This window comes from Streptomyces sp. NPDC003042 (assembly GCF_053591315.1).
The window spans coordinates 18,568-45,263 of the sequence record NZ_JBSFTP010000061.1 but is presented as its reverse complement, the minus strand read 5'-3'; the positions used below and the strand labels follow the sequence as shown (position 1 = coordinate 45,263).

The 26,696-nt window shown below is 71.7% G+C and carries 27 protein-coding genes; 9 read left to right on the top strand and 18 right to left on the bottom strand.

What is annotated here, in order from left to right; genetic code table 11:
• Positions 1-64: 64 nt before the first annotated feature.
• The 3 genes from ACWDYJ_RS26150 to ACWDYJ_RS26140 are packed head-to-tail and all read right to left on the bottom strand — an operon-like array spanning position 65 to position 3,697.
• Positions 65-871: a 3-oxoacyl-ACP reductase gene (locus tag ACWDYJ_RS26150; protein WP_451568021.1), complete on the bottom strand. Its 807-nt coding sequence runs from the start codon at positions 869-871 to the stop codon at positions 65-67.
• 5 nt (positions 872-876) lie between these two features.
• Positions 877-2,268, bottom strand: coding sequence for an aldehyde dehydrogenase family protein (locus ACWDYJ_RS26145; RefSeq protein WP_451568020.1), 1,392 nt, complete (start codon positions 2,266-2,268; stop codon positions 877-879).
• 40 nt (positions 2,269-2,308) lie between these two features.
• Positions 2,309-3,697, bottom strand: a complete 1,389-nt coding sequence (locus tag ACWDYJ_RS26140) for a glutamine synthetase family protein (protein ID WP_451568019.1) — start codon at positions 3,695-3,697, stop codon at positions 2,309-2,311.
• Positions 3,698-3,775: 78 nt separating this feature from the next.
• Here ACWDYJ_RS26140 and ACWDYJ_RS26135 point away from each other — a divergent pair, with 78 nt between their 5' ends.
• The 3 genes from ACWDYJ_RS26135 to ACWDYJ_RS26125 all read left to right on the top strand — a co-directional run bounded on the left by ACWDYJ_RS26135 (position 3,776) and on the right by ACWDYJ_RS26125 (position 6,982).
• Positions 3,776-4,522 (top strand): FadR/GntR family transcriptional regulator, encoded by a 747-nt coding sequence (locus ACWDYJ_RS26135; RefSeq protein ID WP_451568018.1) that lies wholly within the window; start codon positions 3,776-3,778, stop codon positions 4,520-4,522.
• Positions 4,523-4,704: 182 nt separating this feature from the next.
• On the top strand, positions 4,705-6,177 hold the full coding sequence (gene eat, locus ACWDYJ_RS26130; RefSeq protein WP_451568017.1) for an ethanolamine permease: 1,473 nt from the start codon (positions 4,705-4,707) through the stop codon (positions 6,175-6,177).
• Between the two features lie 79 nt (positions 6,178-6,256).
• Positions 6,257-6,982 carry a gamma-glutamyl-gamma-aminobutyrate hydrolase family protein gene (locus tag ACWDYJ_RS26125; protein ID WP_451568016.1) on the top strand — a complete coding sequence of 242 codons (726 nt, stop codon included), beginning with the start codon at positions 6,257-6,259 and terminating at the stop codon, positions 6,980-6,982.
• Between the two features lie 240 nt (positions 6,983-7,222).
• On the opposite strand, the gene ACWDYJ_RS26120 is transcribed toward ACWDYJ_RS26125, so the two are convergent.
• Positions 7,223-8,146 carry a LysR family transcriptional regulator gene (locus ACWDYJ_RS26120; protein ID WP_451568015.1) on the bottom strand — a complete coding sequence of 308 codons (924 nt, stop codon included), beginning with the start codon at positions 8,144-8,146 and terminating at the stop codon, positions 7,223-7,225.
• Between the two features lie 70 nt (positions 8,147-8,216).
• Between ACWDYJ_RS26120 and ACWDYJ_RS26115 the strand changes: the two genes are divergently transcribed.
• Positions 8,217-9,347, top strand: coding sequence for a TDT family transporter (locus ACWDYJ_RS26115; RefSeq protein ID WP_451568014.1), 1,131 nt, complete (start codon positions 8,217-8,219; stop codon positions 9,345-9,347).
• Here ACWDYJ_RS26115 and ACWDYJ_RS26110 read toward each other — a convergent pair.
• On the bottom strand, positions 9,316-10,068 hold the full coding sequence (locus ACWDYJ_RS26110) for a helical backbone metal receptor (protein ID WP_451568013.1): 753 nt from the start codon (positions 10,066-10,068) through the stop codon (positions 9,316-9,318). The two genes, ACWDYJ_RS26115 and ACWDYJ_RS26110, sit on opposite strands and share 32 nt — an antisense overlap.
• A gap of 4 nt (positions 10,069-10,072) precedes the next feature.
• Complete coding sequence (locus ACWDYJ_RS26105; protein WP_451568012.1) at positions 10,073-10,702, bottom strand: helix-turn-helix domain-containing protein; 630 nt, start codon at positions 10,700-10,702, stop codon at positions 10,073-10,075.
• A gap of 211 nt (positions 10,703-10,913) precedes the next feature.
• On the opposite strand from ACWDYJ_RS26105, the gene ACWDYJ_RS26100 reads away from it, so the two are divergent.
• The 5 genes from ACWDYJ_RS26100 (at position 10,914) to ACWDYJ_RS26080 (ending at position 14,482) form a co-directional block, all read left to right on the top strand.
• Complete coding sequence (locus ACWDYJ_RS26100; RefSeq protein ID WP_451568024.1) at positions 10,914-11,819, top strand: 5'-3' exonuclease; 906 nt, start codon at positions 10,914-10,916, stop codon at positions 11,817-11,819.
• A gap of 49 nt (positions 11,820-11,868) precedes the next feature.
• Positions 11,869-12,711, top strand: a complete 843-nt coding sequence (locus tag ACWDYJ_RS26095; RefSeq protein ID WP_451568011.1) for a siderophore-interacting protein — start codon at positions 11,869-11,871, stop codon at positions 12,709-12,711.
• Positions 12,712-12,817: 106 nt separating this feature from the next.
• Positions 12,818-13,117 (top strand): hypothetical protein, encoded by a 300-nt coding sequence (locus ACWDYJ_RS26090; protein ID WP_451568010.1) that lies wholly within the window; start codon positions 12,818-12,820, stop codon positions 13,115-13,117.
• Positions 13,117-13,479: a DUF3471 domain-containing protein gene (locus tag ACWDYJ_RS26085; RefSeq protein ID WP_451568009.1), complete on the top strand. Its 363-nt coding sequence runs from the start codon at positions 13,117-13,119 to the stop codon at positions 13,477-13,479. Before ACWDYJ_RS26090 ends, ACWDYJ_RS26085 begins: the two co-directional genes overlap by 1 nt.
• A gap of 31 nt (positions 13,480-13,510) precedes the next feature.
• Positions 13,511-14,482 carry a pseudouridine synthase gene (locus tag ACWDYJ_RS26080; protein ID WP_451568008.1) on the top strand — a complete coding sequence of 324 codons (972 nt, stop codon included), beginning with the start codon at positions 13,511-13,513 and terminating at the stop codon, positions 14,480-14,482.
• Here ACWDYJ_RS26080 and ACWDYJ_RS26075 read toward each other — a convergent pair.
• The 12 genes from ACWDYJ_RS26075 to ACWDYJ_RS26020 all read right to left on the bottom strand — a co-directional run bounded on the left by ACWDYJ_RS26075 (position 14,479) and on the right by ACWDYJ_RS26020 (position 26,568).
• On the bottom strand, positions 14,479-15,138 hold the full coding sequence (locus ACWDYJ_RS26075) for a helix-turn-helix domain-containing protein (RefSeq protein WP_451568007.1): 660 nt from the start codon (positions 15,136-15,138) through the stop codon (positions 14,479-14,481). The genes ACWDYJ_RS26080 and ACWDYJ_RS26075 overlap by 4 nt on opposite strands.
• A 90-nt stretch (positions 15,139-15,228) precedes the next feature.
• Positions 15,229-18,081 carry a DEAD/DEAH box helicase gene (locus tag ACWDYJ_RS26070; protein WP_451568006.1) on the bottom strand — a complete coding sequence of 951 codons (2,853 nt, stop codon included), beginning with the start codon at positions 18,079-18,081 and terminating at the stop codon, positions 15,229-15,231.
• 93 nt (positions 18,082-18,174) lie between these two features.
• Positions 18,175-19,140, bottom strand: coding sequence for a twin-arginine translocase subunit TatC (gene tatC, locus ACWDYJ_RS26065; protein WP_451568005.1), 966 nt, complete (start codon positions 19,138-19,140; stop codon positions 18,175-18,177).
• Positions 19,141-19,193: 53 nt separating this feature from the next.
• Positions 19,194-19,502, bottom strand: coding sequence for a Sec-independent protein translocase subunit TatA (gene tatA, locus ACWDYJ_RS26060; RefSeq protein ID WP_451568004.1), 309 nt, complete (start codon positions 19,500-19,502; stop codon positions 19,194-19,196).
• A 216-nt stretch (positions 19,503-19,718) separates the two neighbouring features.
• A complete protein-coding gene (locus tag ACWDYJ_RS26055) occupies positions 19,719-19,919 on the bottom strand; it encodes a hypothetical protein (protein WP_451568003.1) in 201 nt (66 codons plus the stop codon).
• A 21-nt stretch (positions 19,920-19,940) separates the two neighbouring features.
• Positions 19,941-20,228 carry a hypothetical protein gene (locus ACWDYJ_RS26050; protein ID WP_451568002.1) on the bottom strand — a complete coding sequence of 96 codons (288 nt, stop codon included), beginning with the start codon at positions 20,226-20,228 and terminating at the stop codon, positions 19,941-19,943.
• Between the two features lie 44 nt (positions 20,229-20,272).
• Positions 20,273-21,241 (bottom strand): helix-turn-helix transcriptional regulator, encoded by a 969-nt coding sequence (locus tag ACWDYJ_RS26045; protein ID WP_451568001.1) that lies wholly within the window; start codon positions 21,239-21,241, stop codon positions 20,273-20,275.
• Positions 21,242-21,284: 43 nt separating this feature from the next.
• Complete coding sequence (locus tag ACWDYJ_RS26040; RefSeq protein ID WP_451568000.1) at positions 21,285-22,241, bottom strand: helix-turn-helix transcriptional regulator; 957 nt, start codon at positions 22,239-22,241, stop codon at positions 21,285-21,287.
• 126 nt (positions 22,242-22,367) lie between these two features.
• A complete protein-coding gene (locus ACWDYJ_RS26035) occupies positions 22,368-22,760 on the bottom strand; it encodes an FKBP-type peptidyl-prolyl cis-trans isomerase (protein WP_451567999.1) in 393 nt (130 codons plus the stop codon).
• 28 nt (positions 22,761-22,788) lie between these two features.
• A complete protein-coding gene (locus tag ACWDYJ_RS26030; protein ID WP_451567998.1) occupies positions 22,789-23,730 on the bottom strand; it encodes an FKBP-type peptidyl-prolyl cis-trans isomerase in 942 nt (313 codons plus the stop codon).
• Between the two features lie 131 nt (positions 23,731-23,861).
• Positions 23,862-25,223, bottom strand: a complete 1,362-nt coding sequence (gene pafA / locus ACWDYJ_RS26025; RefSeq protein ID WP_451567997.1) for a Pup--protein ligase — start codon at positions 25,221-25,223, stop codon at positions 23,862-23,864.
• A gap of 58 nt (positions 25,224-25,281) precedes the next feature.
• The gene (locus ACWDYJ_RS26020; protein WP_451567996.1) at positions 25,282-26,568 is read right to left on the bottom strand and encodes an MFS transporter; all 1,287 of its coding nucleotides are present in this window, start codon (positions 26,566-26,568) and stop codon (positions 25,282-25,284) included.
• Positions 26,569-26,696 lie beyond the last annotated feature (128 nt).

The window sequence follows — 26,696 nt, the reverse complement described above, 5'->3', positions numbered from 1 at the left end:
TTCTTTCCCGTGGGGGGGGCGCTGTCTCCCGCCCCCCCGCCCGGCTGTCGTGGTGGTGGCGCCCTTACGCCTCCTGCTCCCAGAGCGGGGTCACGTACGCGCCCGCGATGCCGCCGTCGACGAGGAAGTCGGTGGCGTTGACGAAGGAGGAGTCGTCGCTGGCGAGGAAGGCCACGGCGGCGGCGATCTCGGTGGGCTCGGCGAACCGGCCCAGCGGGATGTGCACCAGGCGCCGGGCCGCCCGCTCGGGATCCTTGGCGAACAGCTCCTGGAGCAGCGGGGTGTTGACCGGTCCGGGGCACAGGGCGTTGACGCGGATGCCCTCGCGGGCGAACTGCACGCCGAGTTCGCGGGTCATGGCGAGGACGCCGCCCTTGGAGGCGGTGTAGGAGATCTGGGAGGTGGCGGCGCCCATGATGGCGACGAAGGAGGCGGTGTTGATGATGGAGCCGCGCCGCTGCGCCTTCATGTAGGGCAGGGCGGCCTTGCAGCAGAGGTAGACGGAGGTGAGGTTGACGTCCTGGACCCGGCGCCAGGCGTCGAGTTCGGTGGTGAGGATCGAGTCGTCGTCGGGCGGGGAGATGCCCGCGTTGTTGAAGGCGATGTCGACCGAGCCGTAGGTGTCGTAGGCCGTCTTGAAGAGGGCGTCGACCTGTTCCTTGTCGGTGACGTCCACCTGGACGAAGAGGCCGCCGACCTCGTCGGCCGCGGCCTTTCCGGCGGCGGCGTCGATGTCGGCGCAGACGACGTTGGCGCCTTCGGAGGCCAGGCGGCGGGCCGTGGCCAGGCCGATGCCGCTGCCGGCTCCGGTGATGACGGCGGTGCGGCCGACCAGGCGGCGGCAGATGATCTCTTCGGTGCGGTCGGTCATGGCGTTCAGGCCTCCGTGCTGATGAAGACGTTCTTGGTCTCGGTGAAAGCGGTGAGGGCGTCGGGTCCGAGCTCGCGGCCGAGTCCGGACTGCTTGTATCCGCCGAACGGGGTCCAGTAGCGGACGCTGCTGTGGGAGTTGACGGACAGGTTGCCCGCGGCGACGGCGCGCGAGACGCGCAGCGCGCGGCCGATGTCGCGGGTCCACAGGGAGCCGGAGAGGCCGTACTCGGTCGCGTTGGCCAGGCGTACGGCGTCCTCCTCGTCCTCGAAGGGCAGGACGACGGCGACCGGGCCGAAGACCTCTTCGCAGGCCACGGGCGCCGTGGGGGCAACGTCCGTGACGAGGGTCGGCGGGTACCAGAAGCCGGGGCCTTCGGGGGCGGTGCCGCGGATCATTGCAAGGTCATCGGTGACATACGACCGTACGCGGTCGCGTTGCAGAGCCGAGATGAGCGGGCCCATCTGGGTCTTCTCGTCGAGCGGGTCGCCGACCCGGACGGATTCGATGCCGGGGGCGACCAGCTCCAGGAACCGGTCGTAGACGGAGCGCTGTACGAGGATCCGGGTACGGGCGCAGCAGTCCTGGCCGGTGTTGTCGAGGAAGGCCATCGGAGCCGCCGCCGCCGCGGCTTCCAGGTCCGCGTCCGCGAAGACGATGTTGGGGCTCTTGCCGCCCAGTTCGAGGGTGACCCGCTTCACCCGGTCGGCGCACTTGGACATGATCTGCTTGCCGACGCGGGTGGAGCCGGTGAAGACGATCTTCGCGACTCCGGGGTGCTCGACCAGTGCGTCCCCGGTGACCGCTCCGTGGCCGGGGAGCACCTGGAAGAGGTGCTCGGGGATCCCGGCTTCGAGGGCGAGTTCGGCGAGGCGCAGGGCGGTGAGCGGGGTGGTCTCGGCGGGCTTGAGGATGACGGCGTTGCCCGCGGCGAGGGCGGGCGCCAGCCCCCAGGCGGCGATCGGCATGGGGAAGTTCCAGGGGGCGATCACGCCGATGACGCCGAGGGGTTCGAGGAAGGTGACGTCGATCCCGCCCGCGACCGGGATCTGGCGGCCGGAGAGCCGCTCGACTCCCCCGGCGGCGAAGTCGAGCAGGTCGCGTACGTTGCCGGCTTCCCAGCGGGCGTTGCCGATGGTGTGGCCGGCCTCGCGGACCTCGACGCGGGCCAGTTCCTCGACGTGTCCGTCGACGACCGCGGCGAAGCGGCGCAGCAGTCTGGCCCGGTCGGCCGGGGCCGCGGCCGCCCAGGCGCGCTGGGCCGCGGTGGCTCGTACGACGGCGGCGTCGACGTCGTCCCGTGTGGCGGCCGGGACGGTGGCGACGACTTCCTCGGTGGCCGGATTCAGCACTCTCAGATCGAATGGGGCCAGCACATCGGACACGTGGTGCCTCACAGACTTCGGTTCGGTGCGGTGCGGTGCGGTCGGTGGTGGATCACAGGCGTTCGAAGCAGCGGCGCAGTTCCCAGTCGGTGACGGCCGAGTCGTAGGCGTTGAGTTCGACGCGCGCCATGTTGCGGTAGTGGGCGACCACTTCGGGGCCGAAGGCGGCCTTGGCGATCTCGCTGTTCTCCCAGAGCTCGGCGGCCTCGCGCAGGGTGGTGGGGACGTGCGCGTAGTCGCCGGTGTAGGCGTTGCCCGTGCAGGCCTCGGGCAGTTCCAGGCGGTGCTCGATGCCGTAGAGACCGGCCGCGAGCAGGCCCGCGACGGCGAGGTAGGGGTTGACGTCTCCGCCGGGGAGGCGGTTCTCGAACCGCATGGAACGGCCGTGGCCGACCACGCGCAGGGCGCAGGTGCGGTTGTCGACGCCCCAGGCGACCGCGGTCGGGGCGAAGGATCCGGGGCGGAAACGCTTGTACGAGTTGATGTTCGGGGCGTAGAGAAGGGAGAAGTCGCGCAGCGCGGCGAGCTGTCCGGCCAGGAAGTGCCGCATCACCGGTGACATTGCCGTGTCACCGTGTGAAGGGGCACCGTCCGACCCCTCACCGGCCATCGCGTTGCGTCCGTCGGCATCGTTGAGCGAGAGGTGGATGTGACAGGAGTTGCCCTCGCGCTCGTCGTACTTGGCCATGAAGGTGAGCGAGACGCCCTCCTGCGCGGCGATCTCCTTGGCGCCCGTCTTGTAGAGCGCGTGCTGGTCGCAGGTGGTGAGCGCCTCGTCGTAGCGGAAGACGATCTCGTGCTGACCGAGATTGCACTCGCCCTTGGCGGACTCGACGACCAGGCCGGCGGCCTGCATCTCGTTGCGGATGCGGCGCAGCAGGGGTTCGACGCGGCCCGTGCCGAGCACGGAGTAGTCGATGTTGTACTGGTTGACGGGGGTCAGGCCGCGGTAGTCGGCGTTCCAGGCCTGCTCGTAGGTGTCCTGGAAGACCATGAACTCCAGCTCGGTGCCCACCATCGCGGTGTACCCGTGCTCGGCGAGGCGTTCCAGCTGCCGGCGCAGGATCTGCCGCGGTGCGGCGACGACGGGCGAGCCGTCGTTCCAGGCGAGGTCGGCGAGGACGAAGGCGCTGCCGGGGTTCCAGGGGATGCGGCGCAGGGTGGCGAGGTCGGGGTGCATGGCGAAGTCGCCGTAGCCCCGGTCCCAGGAGGACATCTCGTATCCGTCGACGGTGTTCATGTCGGTGTCGACGGCGAGGAGGTAGTTGCAGCCCTCGGTGCCGTGGGCGAGGACCTCGTCGAGGAAGAACTGCGCGGCGAACCGCTTGCCCTGGAGCCGTCCTTGCATGTCGGGGAAGGCCAGGACGACTGTGTCGATCTCGCCGCTGGCGACGAGGGCGCGGAGCTCCCCGGGCGCGAGCGGCGGCTTGCGGTCTACCACTGGAATCTCTCCTTCGGTGAGCCGAGTGGGCCTAAGGTATTGAATAGAACCATTGCTTGGGAAGGGGAGGAGCCGAAGATGACCGACACGGCGAGCGAGGGTGGCGCGATCGCGCGGCTGAATCCCGTGCTGCGGCAGGTGCGGGCGGGCAACGGTTTCGAGGAGGCGCTGGAGCAGATCCTCCAGGTGGTCCGGCTGGGTCTGGTGCCGGCCGGGGAACGGCTCCCACCGGAGCGCGAGTTGGCGGAGCGGATGGGGATCAGCCGGGTCACCCTGCGCGAGGTGCTGAAGGTACTGCAGGACCAGGGCCTCGTGGAGGCCCGGCGCGGCCGGTACGGAGGAACGTTTGTGCTGGCCCGCCCGGACACCCCGGCCGGCGGAGCCGAGGAGGAGCTGCGGCGGCGGGTCGCGGGCGTCGACATCGAGGACGCGCTGCGCTTCCGCGAGGTCCTGGAGGTGGGCGCGGCCGGGCTGTGCGCCTCCCAGGGGCTGACGGAGGAGGACTCCGAGCGGCTGCTCGGCGCGCTGGGCGCCACCCACGACGCCCCGCTCAGCGACTACCGCCGCCAGGACACCCTCTTCCACCTCACCCTGTGCGAACTCGCCGGATCCGCCACGCTGACGGCCCAGTACGCGGCCGTCCGCGCCACCGTGAACGACCTGCTGGACTGCATCCCGCTGCTGGTGCGCAACCTGGAGCATTCCCAGCAGCAGCACACGGCGCTGGTGGAGGCGGTCCTGGAACGCGACGCCGAGGGGGCGCGCGCGACGATGCGCGAGCACTGCTGCGGCACGGCCGCCCTGCTGCGCGGATTCCTGACATGAGCGGCGGGGCAGTGGGCATGGTGCCGGGGCAGGGCGCTGGGGCGGCGGTGAGGGCGGCGGCCGGTCAGTCCGGAGGGGCCGAGGAGGTTTTCGTAACCGCTGTTTAACGCACGGGTCTTGCGCGCTCCACTCCCCTGACGCAAAGGTACGCCTCACAACCATTGCCCTAGCCTGGAGCGCACATGGCCGACGACCTCGCACCCGTGCCCACGTCCGCACCGCCCGGGTCCGGTTCCCCCGGCGGCGCGGACGCGGAGTACCTCAAGCGCCGCACCCTGCGCCGCGGCAGCGCCGGCTGGCTCCTGCTGACCGGACTCGGCGTCGCCTACGTGGTCTCCGGGGACTTCTCCGGCTGGAACATCGGCCTGGACAAGGGCGGCTTCGGCGGCCTCGCCATCGCCACCGTCCTGATGGGCGCGATGTACGCCTGCCTGGTGTTCTCCCTCGCCGAGCTGTCGACCATCCTGCCGACCGCGGGCGGCGGCTACGGCTTCGCCCGCCGGGCGCTGGGCCCCTGGGGCGGCTTCCTGACCGGCACGGCCATCCTCATCGAGTACATCCTGGCCCCGGCGGCGATCGTCATCTTCATCGGCGACTACGTCGAATCCCTCGGCCTCTTCGGTCTCACCTCCAGCTGGCCGGTCTACCTCGGCTGCTTCGTCGTCTTCATCGGCGTCCACCTGTGGGGCGTGGGCGAGGCCCTGCGCTTCAGCCTCGTCGTCACCGCCATCGCCGTGGCCGCGCTGCTGATCTTCGCCGTCGGCGCCTTCACCGAGTTCGACGCGGCCTCGCTCGACGACATCGCCGTCGACACCACCGCGTTCGGCTCCAGCTCCTGGCTGCCGTACGGCGTCCTCGGCATCTGGGCGGCCTTCCCCTTCGGGATGTGGTTCTTCCTCGGCGTCGAAGGCGTGCCGCTGGCCGCCGAAGAGGCCAAGGACCCGGTCCGCTCCATGCCCAAGGCGCTCTCCATCTCCATGGGCATCCTCGTCCTGCTCGCCCTGATCACCTTCCTCGCGGCCACCGGCGCGCAGGGCTCCGACGCCGTGAAGTCCGCCGGGAACCCCCTGGTCGTCGCGCTGGAGGGGGACGGCGGGCCGACCGCGCTCAGCCGCTTCGTCAACTACGCGGGACTCGCGGGACTGGTCGCGTCCTTCTTCTCCCTCATCTACGCGGGCTCCCGCCAACTGTTCGCGCTCTCCCGGGCCGGCTACCTCCCGCGGTTCCTGTCGCTCACCTCGCGGCGCAAGGCCCCGTACCTCGGTCTGGTGATTCCCGGTGCGATCGGTTTCGCCCTCGCGGCGGCCACCGGCAACGGCGCCCGCATGCTCAACATCGCGGTGTTCGGCGCCACCATCTCCTACGCGCTGATGGCCCTCTCACACATCGTCCTGCGCCGCCGCGAGCCCGGCCTGGAGCGCCCGTACCGCACCCCCGGCGGCGTCCTGACCTCGTCCGTCGCCTTCGTCCTCGCCCTGTCGGCCCTGGTCGCCACCTTCCTGGTGGACAGGGACGCGGCATTCATCGCACTCGCCGTGTACGGCGTCGCCCTCGCCTACTTCGCGATCTACAGTCGGCACCACTTGGTGGCCTCGGCGCCGGAAGAGGAGTTCGCCGCGCTGGCGGAAGCCGAGGCGGAGTTGACCCGCGACTGAAATCCTGAGCCCCGTCGTCACCAGCCCCTCATCACCAGCCCCTCGTCACCGTGCCCCGCACCACTCCGGAGGTAAGCCCGTGCCCAGGCCGCTCATCGGCATCAGCACCTACGTGGAGGAATCCACCCGCTACGGCGTGTGGGACCTGCCCACCGCCCTCGTCCCCACCGGCTACTACGAACTCGTCCAGGCGGCGGGCGGTGCGGCCGTGCTGCTGCCGCCGGACGAACCGGTGCGGGCGGCGGAGGTGCTGAAGCGGCTGGACGGCCTGATCGTGGCGGGCGGACCCGACGTGGACCCGGTCCACTACGGAGCCCCGCGCGACCCGCGCACCGGCGCCCCGGCGACGGTCCGCGACGCATGGGAACTGGCCCTGATCGGTGCGGCCCTGGAAACCGGGCTGCCGCTGCTGGGCATCTGCCGGGGCATGCAGGCGCTGAACGTCGCCCTGGGCGGCACCCTGATCCAGCACATCGACGGCCACGCGGACACCCCGGCCCTCACCTCCTGGCATCCCGTACGCCCGGTCCCGGGCACCCGGTACGCGGCGCTGGTCCCGGAGGAGGCGGAGGTTCCGACGTACCACCACCAGGCGGTGGAACGCCTGGGCCGGGACCTGGTCGTCTCCGCGTACGCCCTCGACGGCACGGTGGAGGCGATCGAGGTCCCCGACCCGGACCGCTGGGTCGTGGGCGTCCAGTGGCACCCGGAACGCGACAAGGACACCCGGGTGATGGCGGCGCTGATCGAAGCCGCCGGTGATCGCGCGGCGGTCCCGGCCCTCTCGGCCGCCCGCGCCGTCTGACGAAGGGCCCCCTCGGACCCGGCGCCCCGGTGCCGCTGCACGGGACGCCCTCCCCGCCCGACCGGAGCCCGTCCGGCCGGGCGCCTGGGCGCCACTGCGCGGGTGCGCGTCAGGGCGCAGGTTCCCGTGCCCGGTGTCGCTGCGCGGGGCCTGTCCACCACCCTGCCCCTTCCCGAAACCGGGGCCGGCCCCGGACCCCCTGTCGGCACGGCGACACCGCCCCCGGCGCCGGCACCCCGGCTACGGGCGGGCGCGGGTCAGGGACAGGAGGTCGCGGGCCGGGCCCGCCGGGCGGGAGCCGGTGGGCCATACCGCCCGCAGCTCCCGGCCCAGTTCGGCGCCGGCGACGGGAACCGTCACCAGCCGCCGTCCCGCGAGCTCGTCGCCCAGCGCCAGCTCCGACAGCACGCACGGCCCGGCCCCGCTCACCGCCGCCGCTTTCACGGCCGTCGTCGACGCCAGCTCCAGCAGCGGCTCGGCCAGCCCCCCGTACCCCGCCAGCGCCGCGTCGAGCACCTGCCGCGTCCCCGACCCCCGCTCGCGCAGGATCAACGGGGTCTCGGCCAGCTCCGCCGCCGCCACCGCGCGGGTCCGTCGGGCCCACCGGTGCGACGGCGCCACGGCCACCACCAGGCGGTCCTCGGCGATGACGGCCGAGTCCAGCCCCTCCGGTACGGAGAGCCCCTCCACGAAGCCGAGGTCCGCCTCATGGGTCAGGACCCGCTGTGCGACCACCGCCGAGTTCCCGGCGTGCAGCGACACCGCCGTATCCGGCCGCTCCCCCCGCAGCGCGATCAGCCACCCGGGCAGCAGGTACTCGGCGATGGTCATACTGGCCGCCACCCGCAGTCGCGAATCGCGGCGGCCCCGTAGCGCCTGCGCGCCCGCGTCGAAGGCCTCGGCCGCCTCCACCACCCGCCGGGCCCAGTCCGTGACCAGGGCCCCTTCCGCCGTCAGCGTCGACCCGCGCGGCGAACGGTCCACCAGTGCCACGCCCAGCCTCGTCTCCATCGCCCGGATCCGGCTGCTCGCCGCGGGCTGCGTGATGCCCAGCCGCCGGGCCGCGCCGCTGAGGCTGCCGACCCGTGCGACCGCGAGCAGCAGCTCCAGCGCGCCCAGATCGGGCACGCGGTGCGCCAGCGGTACCCACTCCTCGTTAGCCATAACGTCAGTTTATGACCTCATAGGACAGTGGCCCCTGCCGCCCTCTCCCACCCGGCGCGACGCTGGACCCATGGTCACCACCCTCGTGCGCCCCCTCCCCGCCGAGAGCACCGCAGTCGCGCCGCGGACCCACAAGGTCCCCGCGCTGCGCCACCTCGGCCCCAACTGGTACGCCGCCGTGATGGGCACGGCGATCATCGCCAACGCCGGCGCGACCCTCCCGTACCAGCTCCCCGGCCAGCGCGTCGCCTGCCAGCTCTTCTGGGCCCTGTCCGCCACCCTGCTCGCCGTCCTGCTCACCGCCCGCGCCGGACACTGGCTCCACCACCGCGACCAGGCCCGCGCCCACCTCCTCGACCCCGCCGTCGCCCCCTTCTACGGGTGCCTGTCGATGGCGCTGCTGGCCGTCGGCGGCGGCACCCTGCTCGTCGGCAAGGACCTCGTCGGGGAGCGCGCGGCCGTCATCGGCGACGCCGTGCTGTTCACCGCCGGCACCGCGATCGGCCTGGCCATGGCGGTGGTCGTGCCCTACCTGATGGTGGTCCGCCACAAGGTCGAGGCCGCGCAGGCCACGCCCGTCTGGCTGCTGCCCGTGGTCGCCCCGATGGTCTCCGCCGCCCTGGGCCCGCTGCTCATACCCCACCTGCCCGCCGGCCAGCCCCGCGCGGCGATGCTGCTGGCCTGCTACGCCATGTTCGGCATCAGCCTGCTCGCCACCCTGCTGCTGCTCCCGCTGATCTTCGGCCGGCTCGTCTTCGACGGCCCGCTGCCCCTCGTGCTGACCCCGGCCCTGTTCCTCGTACTGGGCCCCCTCGGCCAGTCCACCACCGCCGTGAACCAGCTCGCGGACATGGCCCCCCGGTCGATCGGCGCCCCCTACGCGGACGCCCTGACCGCCTTCGCGGTCGTCTACGGAGTCCCCGTCATGGGGTTCGCCCTGCTGTGGCTCGCGCTCGCCTCGGCAATGCTGGTCCGGGCGGCGCGCAGGGGCATGCCCTTCGCCATGACCTGGTGGGCGCTGACCTTCCCCGTCGGGACCTGCGTCACCGGCGCCGCCGGACTGGCCCGCCACACCGGTCTGGACGCCTTCGCCTGGCTGGCCGCCGCCCTCTTCGTGGGCCTGCTGACCGCCTGGCTGCTCGCCGCCGGCCACACCCTGCGCGGCCTGTTCACCGGCCGTCTCCTGGCCGCGCCCCGCTGACCTGCCCGGCCGCCCGCAGGGCCCGCGCCAGGACCGCCGGGGCCTCGGCCAACGAGGGCCCGTACCAGGTCAGATGGCGGCCGCTGACCAGGGCGGCGGGTAGCTCCGGGAAGGCCTCGGGCCCGTCCTCGGCGGTGAAGCGGTACGGCTCGTCCGGGAGCACCACCAGCTCGGCGCCGCCCGCCGCGAGTTCCGCCACCGGCACCCGCGGATACCGCTCCGCGTGCCCGGCGTAGATGTTGCGCACCCCCAGCCGCGCCAGCAGGTCCCCCGCGAAGGTGTCCCTCCCCAGCACCATCCAGGGCCGCCGCCACACCGGCACGAAGGCGGTGAGCGGACCGACGGCCGGCGCCGGATCGGCCCACGCGGCCTCCGCGTCCGCCAGCCACCCGGGCCGCTCCAGCCCCAGCGCCCCCACCAGCACCCGGTCCAGCTCGCTCAGCGCCTGCGGCAGATCCCGGATCTCGGTGACCAGCACCTCGACCCCGGCCGCGCGCAGCGCCGCCAGGTCGGCGGCCCGGTTCTCCTCCTCATTGGCGATCACCAGGTCCGGGCGCAGCTCCACGACGGCCCGTACGTCCGGGTTCTTCGTCCCCCCGATCCGCGCCGCGCCACCGAGGTCCGCCGGATGCGTGCACCAGTCCGTGGCTCCGACCAGCAGCCCCGGCGCGCTCACCGCCACCGCCTCGGTCAGCGACGGTACGAGGGAGACGACCCGCACCGGATCAGCGCCCCGGCGACGGCGGCTCGGAGATGGCGTCGATGTGCTCGCCGACCGCGACGACCAGCAGCCGGGTGTCCTCGGTCATGGCCCGCCAGCGGTGCCGTACGCCGCCGGACAGGAACAGCGCGTCCCCGCTCTCCAGCCGGTACGCCCGCCCCTCCGCCTCCACCTGGCAGGCGCCCGAGACCACGTACATCAGTTCGTCGTTGCGGTGCTGGTACTCGCGTCCGGCGTCCTGGTCCCCGGTGAATTCCAGCGCGTGCAGCTGGTGGTGCCCGCGTACCAGGGGCCGTACGCCCGGCATCGGAGTGAGCCCGGAGTCGTCACCGGCGCGTACGAGGTCCACCGTGCGCGCCGTGTCGGAGGCGGCCAGCAGGTCGACGGCCGTGGTCTCCAGCGCGTCCGCGACCCGCTCCAGGGAACGCATGCTCGGCCGGGCCCGCTCGTTCTCTATCTGGCTCAGGAAGGGGACGGACAGGCCGCTGCGCGCCGATACCGCGGCGAGGGTCAGGTGGAGCGCGCGGCGCCGCTTGCGCACGGCCACGCCCACCCGGAGGGGCTCCTTGGAGTCCTTCTCCTTCTCCTTGTCGTCCCGGTCGTCCCGGCCGCGCTTGTCGTCCTTGTCGTTCATCTCGGGGCTGCCCTCCCCTGTACGCCGTCACACTTCGGTGTGCTGTACAGCACCTTACGCAGCAACCGCCTCCGGTTCGCGCGCTGGAGCCAAGCAGCCCGCGTCCTGGTCGGTTTCCGTGGCATCCGGTCACCCTACGTGGCCGCCGGAGGCCCGCCACAGCACGCGGTCACGGTGCGGCATCATCGGGGGCGTGACGACACGACGCCTGATGCTGCTGGACACCGCCTCGCTCTACTACCGCGCCTACTTCGGAGTGCCGGACTCCGTGAAGGCGCCCGACGGGACCCCGGTCAACGCCGTGCGCGGGCTGCTCGACTTCATCGGCAGGCTGGTCCAGGACCACCACCCGGACGATCTGGTGGCCTGCATGGACGCCGACTGGAGGCCGCACTGGAGGGTGGCGCTGATCCCGTCCTACAAGGCGCACCGCGTCGCGCAGGAGAACGAGGGCGCGCCCGACATCGAGGAGACCCCGGACACCCTCGCCCCTCAGGTGCCGATCATCGAGGCGGCGCTCGACGCCTTCGGCATCGCCCGGGTCGGGGTCGCCGGGTACGAGGCGGACGACGTGATCGGCACGCTCACCGCCCGCGCGCAGGGTCCGGTGGACATCGTCACCGGCGACCGGGACCTCTACCAGCTGGTGGACGACGCCCGGCAGCGCCGCGTGCTCTACCCCCTCAAGGGCGTGGGCATGCTCCAGGTGACGGACGAGGCCTGGCTGCGGGAGAAGTACGGGGTCGACGGCCCCGGCTACGCGGACCTGGCGCTGCTACGCGGCGACCCGAGCGACGGCCTGCCGGGCGTACCGGGCATCGGTGAGAAGACCGCGGCCAAGCTGCTGGCCACGTACGGGGACCTCGCCGGGATCATGGCGGCGATCGACGACAGGACGTCGAAGCTGACCCTCACCCAGCGCAAGCGCCTCGACGAATCCCGCCCCTATCTGGCGGTGGCCCCCAAGGTCGTACGGGTGGCCTCCGACGTCCCGCTACCCCCCTTCGACCCGGCGCTGCCGCGAGTGGCGGCCCAGCCCGAGCTGGTGGACGCGCTCGCCCATCGCTGGGGCCTGGGGGGTGCGATCTCGCGCCTGAGCAGCGCGCTGCGCTCCTGAGATGCTAACTTAGGTAATCCTAAGTTTCAGGGGAGTCAGGGGAGACACCGTGGCAGAAGGACGCGCCCGTACGGTCGGCACCGCAGTCGTCGTACGCACCGAGCGGCTCACGCCGCACATGGTCCGGGTCGTGCTGGGCGGTGACGGGCTGGCCGGTTTCGGCGCGGGCGTGTACACCGACCACTACGTGAAGCTCCTGTTCGCGCCGGACGGCGTACGGTACGCGGAGCCCTGGGACCTGGAGCGGATCCGCTCGACGCACCACCGCGAGGCCTGGCCGCGCCAGCGCGCCTACACGGTCCGCGCCTGGGACCCGGCCCGCCGGGAACTGACCCTGGACTTCGTCGTCCACGGCGACGAGGGCCTCGCCGGTCCCTGGGCGGCCCGCGTCCAGCCGGGCGAACTCGTCCACTTCCTCGGCCCGGGCGGCGCCTACGCGCCCGACCCCGTGGCGGGATGGCACCTCCTGGCGGGCGACGAGAGCGCCCTCCCGGCGATCGCCGCCGCGATGGAGCGGATGCCGGCCGGCGCCCGTGTCCACGCCTTCGTCGAGATCGACGGCCCCGCCGACGAACAGCGGTTCTCCACCCCGGACGGCGTCGTCCCGGTCTGGCTGCACCGCGGCAACCGCCCGGTCGGCGCAGCCCTGGTGGAGGCGATCACCGCCTTGGAGTTCCCCTCGGCGGACGTCCACGCCTTCGTCCACGGCGAAGCCGGCTTCGTGAAGGAACTCCGCCGCCACCTGCGCCTGGACCGCGGCATCCCGCGCGACCGCCTGTCCATCTCGGGCTACTGGCGCCAGGGCGAAACGGACGAGGGCTGGCGCGCGATCAAGCGCGACTGGAACGCCACGGTGGAAGCCGAACAGGACCTCCACTCAGCCGCCGCCTGAGGCGGGGCCTTCCAGCCCTCCGACGCACGAGGCCCGGGCCAGGGGCAGCACCCCGCCAACCGACCCGCACGGGCACGTGGTCGCCGACCTCCCAGCCCGCCGCCGCTTGAGGCGCGGGTCCGGGGCAGCGCCCCGACAGCCGGCCCGCACGGGCCCCGGCACCGGCGGAGCCGACGGGCGGGGGGCCGCGCCCGGCGTCTCCTACGACGACGCCGGCCGACTGCGCCTGAGCCACTCGGGAGCCTTCGACCTCGGCGCCAACACCAACGTCACCATGCTGCCCCTGGAGAAGCTCGGCATCGTCGTCCTGACGAACGCCGCCCCCACCGGCCTCGCCGACGCCATGGCCCTGGACTTCTCGACACCGCCGAACACGGCAAGCCGACGACCGACTGGCTCGGCCTGATGGCCTCGGTCTACGCCCAGCAGGAGGACCAGGCCCGCTCCCCCACCGACTACGCGCACCCGCCCACGACCGCGCAACCGGCCCGCGACGCCAGCGCGTACACCGGGACGTACGACAACCCGTACTACGGCAAGCTCACCGTGACGGTGGACGACACCGGCACCGGCGACAACACCCGCCTGACCCTCTGCCTGGGCCCCAAGCCCCTGCGCTTCCCCCTCACCCACTACGACGGCGACACCTTCAGCTTCGAGACGACCGGCGAGAACGCCGTGGGCCGCACCGGGGTGACCTTCTCCGACGACACGGTCCGCGTCGAGTACCTGGACGAGAACCACCTGGGCACCTTCACCCGGCGATGACCCGAGCCGTAGCCGCCTACCCTGGTTCCTGATGACCCGCAGATCCCACGTCCCCGCCTCGCCCCTCCCGCAGCTCGCCGGCATCGACCCGGTCCGGCTGCGGCTGCCCCCTGACCCGGACGGCAAGTGGCGGGCGCTCGGCGACTACCTCACCGAGCGCTACGCCGGTACGCGCGGCGAGCAGTCCATGGCCCGGCTGATCGCCACCGGCCGGGTACTGGGCCCCGGCGGTCGGGTGCTGCGTCCCGAGGACCCGTACGAGCCGGGCGGCTGGCTGTGGTTCCACCGGGACATGCCGCCGGAGCCCCCGGTCCCCTTCCCGATCCGCGTCGTGTACCGCGACGAGCACCTCCTCGTCGTGGACAAGCCGCATTTCCTGGCGACCACCCCGCGCGGCAGCCACGTCACGCAGACCGCCCTGGCCCGCCTGCGCCGGGAGCTGGACCTGCCCGCGCTCAGCCCGGCGCACCGGCTGGACCGGATGACCGCCGGACTGGTGATGTTCAGCATCCGCCCGCAGGAGCGCGGTGCCTACCAGCTGCTCTTCCAGAAGCGGCAGGTCCACAAGGAGTACGAGGCCCTCGCGCCGCACGACCCGGCGCTGGAGCTGCCCCGCACGGTCCGCAGCCACATCGAGAAGATCCGCGGCGTGATGGCGGCGGTCGAGCACCCCGGCGCCGAGCCCAACGCCGAGAGCCTGGTCGAGCTCACCGAGACCCGCGGCGGCCTGGGCCGCTACCGGCTGACCCCGCACACCGGCCGCACCCACCAGCTGCGGGTGCACATGAACAGCCTGGGCCTGCCGATCCTCGGTGATCCCGTCTATCCGGTCGTCGCCGAGGCGGCGGACCCGGCGGACTACCGCCGCCCGCTCCAGCTCCTGGCCAGGACCCTGACCTTCACCGATCCGGTCACCGGCCTCACCCACCGCCTGGAGACGGGCCTCACCCTCCAGGCCTGGCACGACCGCCCCGGCTGGGAGGCGGGCCCGGAAGCGGCCTAGTCGGCGACCTCCGCGACCCCCGCGATCCGCAGCGCCGCATCGGCCGCGGCGTTCGCGAAGGCGGCCACCGGGCGCGCCGGATCGGAGCGGTGGATCAGCATGACGCCCTCGATCAGCCCGAAGACGAGATCGTTGCGCAGGGTCAGCCCGGCCTCGTTCCCGGCCAGTTCGGCGCCGACGGAGGTCGCGTCGAGCAACGACCGGTAGCTGTCGCGCAGTTCCTCCCGCATCCGCCGGAACTGCCCGAACCGCGGCCCCCGCACCTCGGGCAGCAGGTACAGGGCGCCCAGGTTGTACGGCCCCCCGCACAGCAGCATCACATCCGAACGGCACAGCTCCCACAGCCGGTCCGCGGCGGGTCGGCCGGTCTCGGCCAGCAGTTGTCGCGACACGGCCAGCGAAGGCGCGACCGTGGACTCCAGCAGTTCGGCGAGGAGTTCCTCCTTGCCCCCGAAGTAGTGGTACATCGTCGCCTGGCGCATTCCGGCCCGTTCGGCCACCGCCCGCGTGGTGGTGGCCGCGTACCCCTGCACCGTGAACAACTCGGCCGCCGCGCAGAGGAGTTCCTCGCGCGGCGGCCGGCCGCTCGGCGGTCTCAGCTGATCGGCGCGTGGCCGACCGACCCGTCTCGGACCTTCGTCCGTTCCCCCACTCATACTTCGATCGTCGCACAGGACACGCAGAACCGATCATGGCAAGAGATGAGATCCGGCCATCCCGGGTCTCGGAGGAAGCCCCAAAAGCGCCTACCCGACCGAGCTGTAGGCCACTACACCCCGAAGCAGTGCGTCCATGGCCTTCCGGGCATTGCGCGCCACCGTGCTGCCGCCCTCCGAGGACGGCGGAGCGGAGGACACCGGCGCCGCCGCCGCGATCTGCCCCAGCACGTCGATGACCTGCTTGCACCAGCGCACGAAGTCACCCGCCGGCATCTCCGCCTCGCGCAGCACCTCGTCCAGGCTCTTGCCGGAGGCCCACTCGTACGCGGCCCACGCGAAACCGAGGTCCGGCTCACGCTGGCCCACGCCCTCCGCCTGGTTGATGCGGTGCTCCTCCTCCAGCGCGTCGAGCCGGCCCCAGATGCGGACCATCTCTCCCATCGCCGCCTTGGCCGCTCCGCCCGGCACCTTCGGCGCCACCGCGTCATCGGACTGCCGGGCCTCGAAGACCAACGCCGACACACAGGCGGCCAGTTCGGCGGGGTTCAGCCCCTCCCAGACACCCTCGCGCAGACACTCCGCGGCCAGCAGGTCGAGCTCTCCGTAGAGCCGGGCCAGCCGCTTGCCGTGCACGGTGACCTCGTCCTCGCGCAGATAGTCCAGTTCGGTGAGCAGCGCGTGGATCCGGTCGAAGGTGCGGGCGATGGTGTTCGTCCGTCCTTCGATGCGCCGCTCCAGCTGCTGGGTGTCCCGCTTGAGCCGGTAGTAGCGCTCCGCCCAGCGCGCGTGGTCCTCGCGCTCGTCGCAGCCGTGGCAGGGGTGCGCGCGCAGCTCGGTGCGCAGCCGGGCGATCTCGCGGTCGTCGGCCGCCGCTGCCCGCCCGGGGCGGTGCCGCTCCTGGACGAGGTGCCCGGCCCTGCTGCGCAGGGCGGTCGCCAGGTCCCTGCGGGACTGCGGCGAGCGCGCGTTGAACGTCTTGGGGATCCGCATCCGGTCGACGGCCTCCACCGGCACCGGGAAGTCGATCGCGGCGAGCCGCTTGACCTGCCGCTCGGCGGTGAGCACCAGCGGGCGCGGGCCCTCGGTGTACTCGTGGCCCCGGTGTCCGTTGGAGCGGCCCGCCGGCACGCCCGGGTCCAGGACCAGGGCCAGCCCGGCGAACTTCCCGGTCGGCACGTGGATGACGTCGCCCGGCTTGAGCTTCTCCAGCGAACTGGCCGCCTGCGCCCGGCGCTGCGCCGCGCCCTGCTTGGCCAGGTCGGTCTCGCGGTCCTTGAGCTGGCGGCGCAGCCGCGCGTACTCCTCGAAGTCGCCGAGGTGGCAGGTCATGCCCTCCCGGTAGCCCTCCAGGCCCTCTTCGTTGCGCTGCACCTGCTTGGAGATCCCGACGACCGAGCGGTCCGCCTGGAACTGCGCGAAGGAGGTCTCCAGCAGCTCGCGCGAGCGGTGCCGCCCGAACTGGCTGACCAGGTTCACGGCCATGTTGTACGAGGGCTTGAAGCTGGAGCGCAGCGGATACGTACGGGTACCCGCGAGCCCGGCGAGCGCCACCGGGTCCATGCCCCGCTGCCACAGCACCACCGCGTGGCCCTCGACGTCGATGCCGCGCCGCCCGGCCCGGCCGGTGAGCTGCGTGTACTCGCCGGGGGTGATGTCGGCGTGCTGCTCGCCGTTCCACTTGACCAGCTTCTCCAGGATGACCGTGCGCGCGGGCATGTTGATGCCCAGCGCGAGGGTCTCGGTGGCGAAGACGGCCTTCACGAGGCCGCGTACGAAGAGTTCCTCCACGACCTCCTTGAAGGTGGGCAGCATGCCCGCGTGGTGCGCGGCGATGCCCCGCTCCAGGCCTTCGAGCCACTCGTAGTAGCCCAGGACGTGCAGGTCCTCGGCCGGGATGGAGGCGGTGCGCTGCTCGGCGATCTCGCGGACCTGGAGGCGCGCGGTGTCGTCGTTGAGCCGCAGGCCCGCGTACAGGCACTGCTGGACGGCGGCCTCGCAGCCGGCCCGGCTGAAGATGAAGTTGATGGCCGGCAGCAGGTTGTCGTTGTCCAGCCGTCCGATCACCTCGGGGCGGGCGGGGGTCCACACCCGGCCGCGGGAGCGGCGCTCCCGCTCGCGGTCGGCCTCGCGGACCGTCCTGCCGCGCCGCCGGTCGTTCAGGGTGTACGTGCGGCTGTTCTCCTCGCGCGCCATGCGCAGCAGGTCGGGGTTGACCTCCCGGCGGGCGGAGCCGCGGCCTCCGTGGTCGGACTCCTCCTCGAAGAGGTCGTAGATCCGGCGCCCGGCCATGACGTGCTGCCACAGGGGTACGGGCCGCTCCTCGGAGACGATCACCTCGGTGTCGCCGCGCACGGTGTCGAGCCAGTCGCCGAACTCCTCGGCGTTGGAGACGGTGGCGGACAGCGAGACCAGGGTCACCGACTCGGGGAGGTGGATGATCACTTCCTCCCAGACGGCGCCCCGGAAGCGGTCGGAGAGGTAGTGCACCTCGTCCATCACCACGTAGCCGAGGCCGAGCAGCGCCTGGGAGCCCGCGTAGAGCATGTTGCGGAGCACCTCGGTGGTCATCACGACCACGGGCGCGTCGCCGTTGACGCTGTTGTCGCCGGTCAGCAGGCCCACCTTGGCGGCGCCGTAGCGCTTGACCAGGTCGGCGTACTTCTGGTTCGACAGGGCCTTGATCGGCGTCGTGTAGAAGCACTTGCGGCCCTGCTGGAGGGCGAGGTGCACGGCGAACTCGCCGACGATCGTCTTGCCCGAGCCGGTCGGGGCGGCCACCAGGACGCCCTTGCCCGCCTCCAGTGCCTTGCAGGCTTCGACCTGGTACGGGTCCAGGTCGAATTCGTACATCTCGCGGAAGGGGGCCAGCGAGGTGGCCTCTTCGGCGGCGCGGATCCGGGCAGCGGCGTACCGCTCGGCGGGTGAAAGTTCTTCGGTCATCTTGATTCGAGCCTACCCGCCGCCTCCGACAACAGTCGCGATCATTTAAGCGGAGTGCTCAGGCGGCGGGAACGCTCGAAATCCTGGAAACGCTCAGGTCGCGTCTTCGTATCCGTTGATCCGCCGGCGCCCGCCGTCGTCCTGTCCGGGCAGCGCGGAGGGGGCCGCGACCGGTTCCATCGCGCCGACCGGCTGCGGGGTCAGGTCCAGCGGGGCGGCCTCGTCGTCGCCGAGACCCGCGTCGGGGTCGTTGCGCCGGCGCCTGCGGTCGTTGAGCAGGCAGACGACGAGCGCGATGAAGTAGAGGGCGACGATCGGGCTGGCCAGCGCCAGCATGGTCAGCGGATCACCGGTGGGCGTCGCGAAGGCGGCGAAGAGGGTGATGCCGAGGACCATCGCCCGCCACCAGCTCGCCAGCCGCTTCCCGGTCAGCACGCCGGTGAAGTTGAGCAGGATCAGCAGGAGCGGCAGTTCGAAGGCCAGGCCGAAGACGACGACCATGCGCGTGACCAGGTCGAGGTAGTCGTCGACCGGCAGCAGGTTGCGCGCGTGATCGGGCGTGAATTCGAGCAGGATCGTGGCGCTCTGCGGAAGGACGTTGTACGCGAGGACCGCGCCCGCGCCGAACAGCGGAGCACCGACCGCGACGAAGCTCATCGCGTACTTCTTCTCGTTGCTGTGCAGGCCGGGGGCGGCGAAGGCCCACAGCTGGTACAGCCACACCGGCGCGGACAGCACCACACCGGCGGTGAGCGAGACCTTCAGGGCGATCGAGAACGGCGCGATGAGGCCGTTGACGGTCATGTCGGCGCAGGGGCGGCCGTTGCGCTGCGAGACCACGCCGTCGGTACAGCCGACGGAGTCCAGCATCGGCTTCAGCATGAAGTCGATGAGGTCCTTGTAGAAGAAGGCCGCCACGACGGTGATCACGAGGATCGCCACGACCGACTTCAGCAGACGGTTTCTCAGCTCGCGCAGGTGCTCGACGAGCGGCATCCGCCCTTCGGCGTCCTTCGCCTGCTGGTCTAGTTTCCCCCGCTTGCGGGCAGACTTGAGCAACCCACGTCCCTTGTCTCGTTGCAGATGACCGGCGGTCCGGTGTGAACCGGGTGTCAGCCCTGGGCGGTGCGGTTCGGCTCGCTGACGGGCCGGGCGCTGGTGACGTCACCGGGCGCGGCCTGGATGGTGCGCGGGGCGACGACGGGCTGCTGCGCGGCATGGTCGGCGGCCGGAGCGGCGGTGGCCGCCGCAGCGGCGTCGTCGGACTCGCCTTCCTTCTTCATGGCCTTGGCCTCGCTCTTGAGGATGCGGGCCGACTTGCCGAGGGAACGGGCCATCTCGGGAAGCTTCTTGGCGCCGAACAGCAGCACGATGACAGCGATGATCAGAAGGATCTCAAGGGGCTTCAGATTGCCGATCATGTGTGTCTTCCTTCTCACCGGAGCGGCTGGTTGTGGTGGCCTGGCGGCTCCGGACGAAGATCCGGTCCCGCTCTCACATGGATCGTAACCCCCGATGGTTAACGCCCGGCAATCCCCCGGGGTCTCCACGTATCCGTGCGGCTTAGACGGTACGGGTCCGCCGCCGCCTTTTCCATGGGCGTGCGGCCGCCGACACACGAGGGGCCTGAAGGGCGCCTACGGACGGGCGGCGCGGCCCGCCCGGGCCAGGTCGGTGGCGGCCCGCTCCAGGTCGCCCGAGGCCTCGGTGATGCGGCGGCTGGCCTCGGCCACCTGGCCGGACAGCCGCCGCACCTCGACGAAGACCCGTACGGCCAGGACGGAGAGGACGGCGACCCCGAGGAAGCCCAGGGCAATTGCGAGCATCGGCCACAGCATGGGAGGAGCCTAACGCCTGGCTCAGATGCTGCGCAGAGTGCTCACGCCACCACCGGTCAGCAGCTCCACGATGCGCTCACCGGCCGGTTTGCGGACCGAGGCCGCGCACTCGGGACAGGTGAACGAGTAGAACGTGGTCCGCCGGCTGCCACCGATGGCCAGCCGCAGCGCGGCCGCCGGAAGCTCGAAGCGGGCCCGGCACTCGGGACAGGCGGCCTTGAAGGTGACCGGCCCCGCCGGGCCGGCGCCCGCCGCCGGCCCCGGCGCACCGGAAACCCTGCCCTGCACGGACCCAGATGATGTCGACATCGCCCCCCGCTCCCTCTCGCCCCGCCCTCTTCCCCAGTTCTTCCCTAACGCTCTTCCCCGTACCCCGCGAGCGCCTCCGCGGCGGCCTTGCGCGCGCTGTCGGCCAGCTCCGGCGGCGACACGATCCGCCCGTCCCGGCCCAGGCGCAGCGCGAGGCGGCGCAGGGAAGCCGGGTCGGGGCTGCGCAGGGTGATCCGCAGGCCCCCTCCAGGCAGCTCCTCGGCGCTGTCGTGCGGGTAGTACTCGGCGACCCAGCGTCCGCCGGGGCCGACCTCGACGACCACCTCGGGGTCCTCGGCGGCCGGCTGGACCAGCCCCTCGGACAGGTCGCGGGGCTCGATCGCGGGCGGGTCGGCCCGCTCGTCGAGGATCCTGATCTCGGCGACCCGGTCCAGGCGGAAGGTGCGCCTGGCCTCCGAGAGGTGGCACCACCCCTCCATGTACGTGTGCCCGACCGCGAAGAGCCGGATCGGGTCGACGGTGCGCTCGGTCAGCTCGTCCCGCGCGGGCGAGTAGTAGCGCAGCCACAGCCGCCGCCGCTCGGCGATGGCCCGGTCGACGTCCGCGAAGACCCCGCCCTCGGACTCGAAGGTCACCGACAGCCGGGCGCTGGCCCCGGCGACCTCGCCGGCGGCCGCCTCCAGCTTGGCGGTGGCCCGCAGCAGCGCGTCCCGGTCGCTCTCGCGCAGGCCCGGCAGCGTCGCCACCGCCCGGGCTGCGACCAGCAGCGCGGTCGCCTCGTCGGCGGCGAGCCGCAGCGGCTCGGCGGTGGACTCCCCCGAGGCGTCGGGGTTGCGCCACCAGATGCGCTCCCCGTCGGTGTCGATGTCGAGCAGGTCCCCGCCCCGGAAGCTGGTCCCGCACATGGGCAGCACGTCGAGGTCCGAGATCAGCTCGTCCTCGGTGATGCCGAAGGCGCGCGCGACGTCGGCGACGTGCGCCCCGGGGCGCTCGCGCAGGTACGTCACCAGGGACAGCATCCGGCGGGTCTGGTCGATGGCGTTGGCAGCCATGCTTGTACGTCTCCCCCTCAGGGCGTTGCTACTGATGTTCCGGTCAGCCCTGGGCGACGGCGCGCAGCCGGTCCACCACGTCGGCCCGCAGGTCCGCGGGCTCCACCACCACGACGTCCGGGCCGAACTCCACGAGCCAGGCGTCCAGCCCGTGCCCGTACGGGATCTCCAGCTCGTCCCAGCCGTCCGCGCCCTCCCGCACCGCGGTGGCCTTCGCCCGCAGCGGGTACCCGGCCCCGGCACGCAGCCGGATCAGCGCCGAACGCTCCGCGCCCTCCCCGGCCCACCTCGCCACGGTCTCCCGTACCGTCACCACGTCCGGCACCTCGGCGGTGTACGCGCCCGCCCGGGAGCGGACCTTGCCGGTGATCCGGGAGAGCCGGAACACCCGCTCCGCCCGGCGGTCGCGGTCGAAGCCGGCCAGGTACCAGTGGCCGCGCCAGCACTCCAGCGCCCACGGCTCCACCTGACGCGGCTCGGGCCGCGCGGCATTGGACTTGCGGTAGTCGAAGACCACCGGCCGCCGGTCCCGGCAGGCCAGCATCAGCGGCTCGAAGGCCGCCTCGTGGACCGGGATGCGCGGCTCGATGGCGCTGTGCTGGCCCTCGTACGGGTCACCGGCCTCCGGCATCCCGCCGGCCCGCAGCTTCTGCAGGGCGCCGTTGGCCGCGCCCGCCAGGCGGGCCTGCTGCCACACCTTGGCCGCCAGCCCCAGGGCGGCGGCCTCCTCGGCGTCGAGGGAGACGGGCGGCAGCCGGTTGCTGTCCCGACGGGCCAGGTAGCCGGTGTCACCCTCCAGGTTCTCCACCGTCTCGATCACCAGGCCGAGTTCCCGCAGATCGTCCTTGTCCCGCTCGAACATGCGGTTGAAGGACTCGTCGTTCCCGGCCTCCATATAGGCCTCGATGGAACCGCGCAGCTCGCGCTTGCTGAGGGGCCGGCGGGTCCCCAGCAGACACAGCGCCAGATTCATCAGCCGCTCGGCCTTGGCAATCGCCATCGACGCCGTTCCCCCGCTCTCGACACACACACTCGTGACCGTTGACCGTACCGCCCCGGCGGTCCCCGGCAAAAGCGAGGGCCCCCGCCGTCCGGCGGGGGCCCACAGCTGTCAGCAGCCGGATGATCAGGCGGCCATCAGGTCACAGACGAAGATCAGCGTCTCGCCCGGGGCGATCGCGTTGCCCGCGCCACGCTCGCCGTACGCCATGTGCGCCGGGATCGTCAGCTTGCGACGGCCGCCGACCTTCATGCCCTGGATGCCCTTGTCCCAGCCGGTGATGACCTGGCCGGCACCGAGCTGGAACTGGAGCGCGGAGCCGCGGTTCCACGAGGCGTCGAACTCCTCACCGGTGGAGAAGGCCACGCCCACGTAGTGGACGGAGACCCGGGAACCGGCCTTGGCCTCGGCGCCCTCGCCCTCCCAGATGTCCTCGATCAGCAGGTCGGTCGGGACCGGGCCCTCGGGGAAGTCGATCTCGGGCTTCTCGAGCTTGTCGCTCACGGAACTGCTCCTCATACGTACGAAACGGTCAACCGGAACAGTCTTACATCACCGCGAGGATGTCGAGGCTGAAGACCAGCGTCGACTTGGCCGGGATGGTGCCCTGCTCCTTGTCCCCGAAGGCCTGGTCCGGCGGGATGACCAGCAGGATGCGGCTGCCGGTCTTCTTGCCCACGATGCCGTCCTTCAGGCCCTTGACCGACAGCTCCGCCATCGGCCAGGTCACCGTCTGGTCGGTGGCGTAGGTGCTCTCGAAGGACTTGTCGTCCTTCCAGGTCTTGCCGTTGAACTTGACCACGACGTTGTCGGTGTCCTTGACCACCGGGCCGGTGCCCTCGATCACATAGTTCGACACCAGCTTGGCGGGCTCCGCGGTGTCCTTCGGCACGGTCACGGAGACTTCCTTGCCGTCCGTGTTCGTACCGATCTTCGGCAGGTCCTTGCTGTCCTGCGGGACCTCCTTGCCCGTGGCCGAGGCCGGGATGGAGGCACCCTTGACGATGTCCACGACGAAGACCAGCGTCGCGTTCGGCTTGATCTTCTCGCCGGAGCCCTGCGCTCCGTAACCGAGCTCCGGCGGGATCACCAGCTCGACACGGCTGCCGACCTTCTGGCCCTCCAGGCCCTGGTCCCAGCCCTTGATGACCATGCCGGCACCGATGGTCACATCGAAGGTCTTGCCCTTGCCGAAGCTCGCGTCGAACGGCTCCTTGCCGTCCCACACCTGGCCGGAGTAGTTGACCTGGGCGACATCGCCCTTCTTCAGCGCCGGGCCGTCGCCCTCGCTGATGACCTCCACCTTCAGCTCCTTGGGCGGAGCACCCTTCCCCTGAGCCAGGGTGGGCGTCTCGCCGAACTTGGCACCCTCCGTGATCGCGGGGATCCCGTTCTTCGCTTCGGTGGAGTCGGAGCCCTTGCCGTCACCGCAGGCCGCCGTCGAAAGCAGCAGCAGGGGTACGACAAGAAGGCCGGCAAGTCGGCGCACGTGTTCCTCAGATCTCAGACGGCGGGCGGTCGCCCGCCACTCTAAGCCGTGCGCAGGGCCCCGTACGAGATTCGTACGGGGCCCTGCCGAAGATCTGTGGGATGTCACACTCTGTCGTCGCCCATATCCGGCTACATCCCGGCGATCAGCTTCTCCACCCGGTCGTCCACCGACCGGAACGGGTCCTTGCACAGCACCGTGCGCTGCGCCTGGTCATTGAGCTTCAGGTGCACCCAGTCCACCGTGAAGTCACGCCGCTGCTCCTGCGCCCGGCGGATGAAGTCCCCGCGCAGCCTGGCCCGCGTCGTCTGCGGGGGCACCGACTTGCCCTCGAAGATCTTGAGGTCGTTGCAGACCCGCGCCGCCTGCCCCTTGCGCTCCAGCAGGTAGTACAGCCCGCGCCTGCGGTGGATGTCGTGGTACGCGAGATCTATCTGAGCGACCCGCGGATTCGACATGGTCATGTTGTGCTTGCCCCGGTACCGCTCGATGAGCTGGTACTTCATGACCCAGTCGATCTCGGTACCGATCCGGTCCAGATCCTCCTCGTCGATCGCGTCGAGGGTCCGGCCCCACAGCTCCAGAACCTGATCCACGACCCCGGTACGGATCCCCCGCCGCTCGGCGAAGTCCACGGCCTTGTCGTAGTACTCGCGCTGGATCTCCAGGGCGGACGCCTCGCGACCGCTGGCGAGGCGCACCTTGCGCTGGCCGGTGATGTCGTGGCTGACCTCACGGATCGCCCGGATCGGGTTCTCCAGGGTCAGGTCCCGCATCACCGTGCCCGCCTCGATCATGCGCAGCACCAGGTCCGTGGCGCCGACCTTGAGCAGCATGGTCGTCTCGGACATGTTCGAGTCCCCGACGATCACATGCAGACGCCGGTAGCGCTCGGCGTCGGCGTGCGGCTCGTCACGGGTGTTGATGATCGGCCGGGAGCGGGTGGTGGCGGAGCTGACGCCCTCCCAGATGTGCTCGGCCCGCTGGCTGACGCAGTAGACCGCGCCCCGCGGGGTCTGCAGCACCTTGCCCGCGCCGCAGATCAGCTGGCGCGTGACGAGGAAGGGAATCAGGATGTCCGCAAGGCGGGAGAATTCTCCGTGCCGGGCCACCAGGTAGTTCTCGTGGCAGCCGTACGAATTACCCGCCGAGTCGGTGTTGTTCTTGAAGAGGTAGACGTCGCCCGCGATTCCCTCCTCGTGCAGGCGGCGTTCGGCGTCGACGAGCAGGCCTTCGAGAATGCGCTCGCCGGCCTTGTCGTGAGTGACCAGTTCGATCAGGTTGTCGCACTCGGGTGTTGCGTATTCCGGATGCGATCCCACGTCGAGGTAGAGGCGGGCGCCGTTCCGCAGGAAGACATTGCTGCTGCGGCCCCATGACACAACACGGCGGAAGAGGTAGCGCGCCACTTCGTCAGGAGACAGTCGGCGCTGTCCCCTGAACGTGCACGTGACGCCGTACTCGTTCTCCAGCCCGAAAATGCGGCGGTCCATGACTGAACATTACGCCTTCTGCCCTCTTCTGAAACCGGGTTCGAGAGCGGCGTTCCGATCAGTTTCTGATGAGCCGCTCCGACGGACCCTCCGCGGAGCCCCCCTCCGAGCCCTCCGCCGAGCCCTCGGCGCCGCCATCCGAGGAGCCCGCCACCGCGCGACTGCGGCCCGGACCCGCCAGCGCCCGCTGAGTGGCCATCAGCACCAACAAGGCCGCCGCCCCCGCGACACTCGCCACCGCGAAACCGGCCGCCGTACCGCCCAGTTCCACCGCCGGACCCGCCGCCGCCGTACCGATCGCCGCACCCACCCCGAAGAACGTGACCAGCCAGGAGAACGCCTCCGTCACCGTGCCGGCCGGAGCGTGCCGGTCCACGACGATGAACGCGCAGGCGATCGCCGGCGCCAGGAACACACCGGCCAGCGCGGACAGCGCCGTCATCACCACCGGACCCACCGTCAGCATCAGCGGCAAATAGCACACCGCCAGCAGGGCCACCAGCATCCGCAGCCGCCGCTCGGGCGCGCCCGCCCACTGCCGGGCCCCGTAGACCACGCCCCCGACCAGCGCGCCCAGACCCAGCGCCGCCATCAGCCAGCCGTAGACCGCCTGACCCCCGTGCTCGTCCGCGTACGCCACCGCCGCCACCGTGATGGAGCCCAGCGCCGTACCCACGAAGAAGAACGCCCCCAGCAGCGCCAGCAGCCCGCGCGAACGCAGCGCGCCCAGCCAGTGCGCCTCACGCGGCGCCGAACGCCACGTACGCGCCGGCGCACACACCACCACCGACAGCGCGCCCAGCACACCGATCGCGTTGATGGCCAGCAGCGCCACAGCCGGCGACCACAGCGACACGAACAGCGTCACCAGCAGCGGCCCGACCGTGAACATGACCTCCTGCGCCACCGCGTCCATCGCGTACGCCGCGTGGACCCGCTCCTCCTTGCCGCCCAGCACACTCGGCCACAGCGCCCGCAGACCGCCCTCAAGCGGCGGCGTGAACAGCCCCGCCACCACCACCGCCGCGTAAGCCACGGCCGCCGAACCCGTCCCGGCCAGCGCCAGCCACACCATGCCCAGCGCCGACACCACCGCGGCCGGCAACTGCACGCGCGGCTGCCCGTACAGGTCCACGGCCCGGCCCAGCAGCGGCTGACCCACGGCATTCGCCACCCCGTACACGGCGGCGAGCGCCCCCGCGAGGCTGTAGCTGCCCCCCTCGGCCCGCGTGAACAGCACGATCGCGATCGGCCCGGTGCCGTTCGGCAGCCGGCCGACGAGCGTGCCCACCAGCAGCCTCGCGGCGTGCCGGGTCTTCATCAGCTCCGCATAACCCGCGGCCATGTCCGCCCCTTCCTGCCCGGCCCCGGCCGGGTAATACGTATAACGTGAGGCCGTCATACGTACCATGACCCCAACCCCCCGGTCCACCCCCACGAACCGCCCCCACCCCCCGACCTCGCACTTCAGGA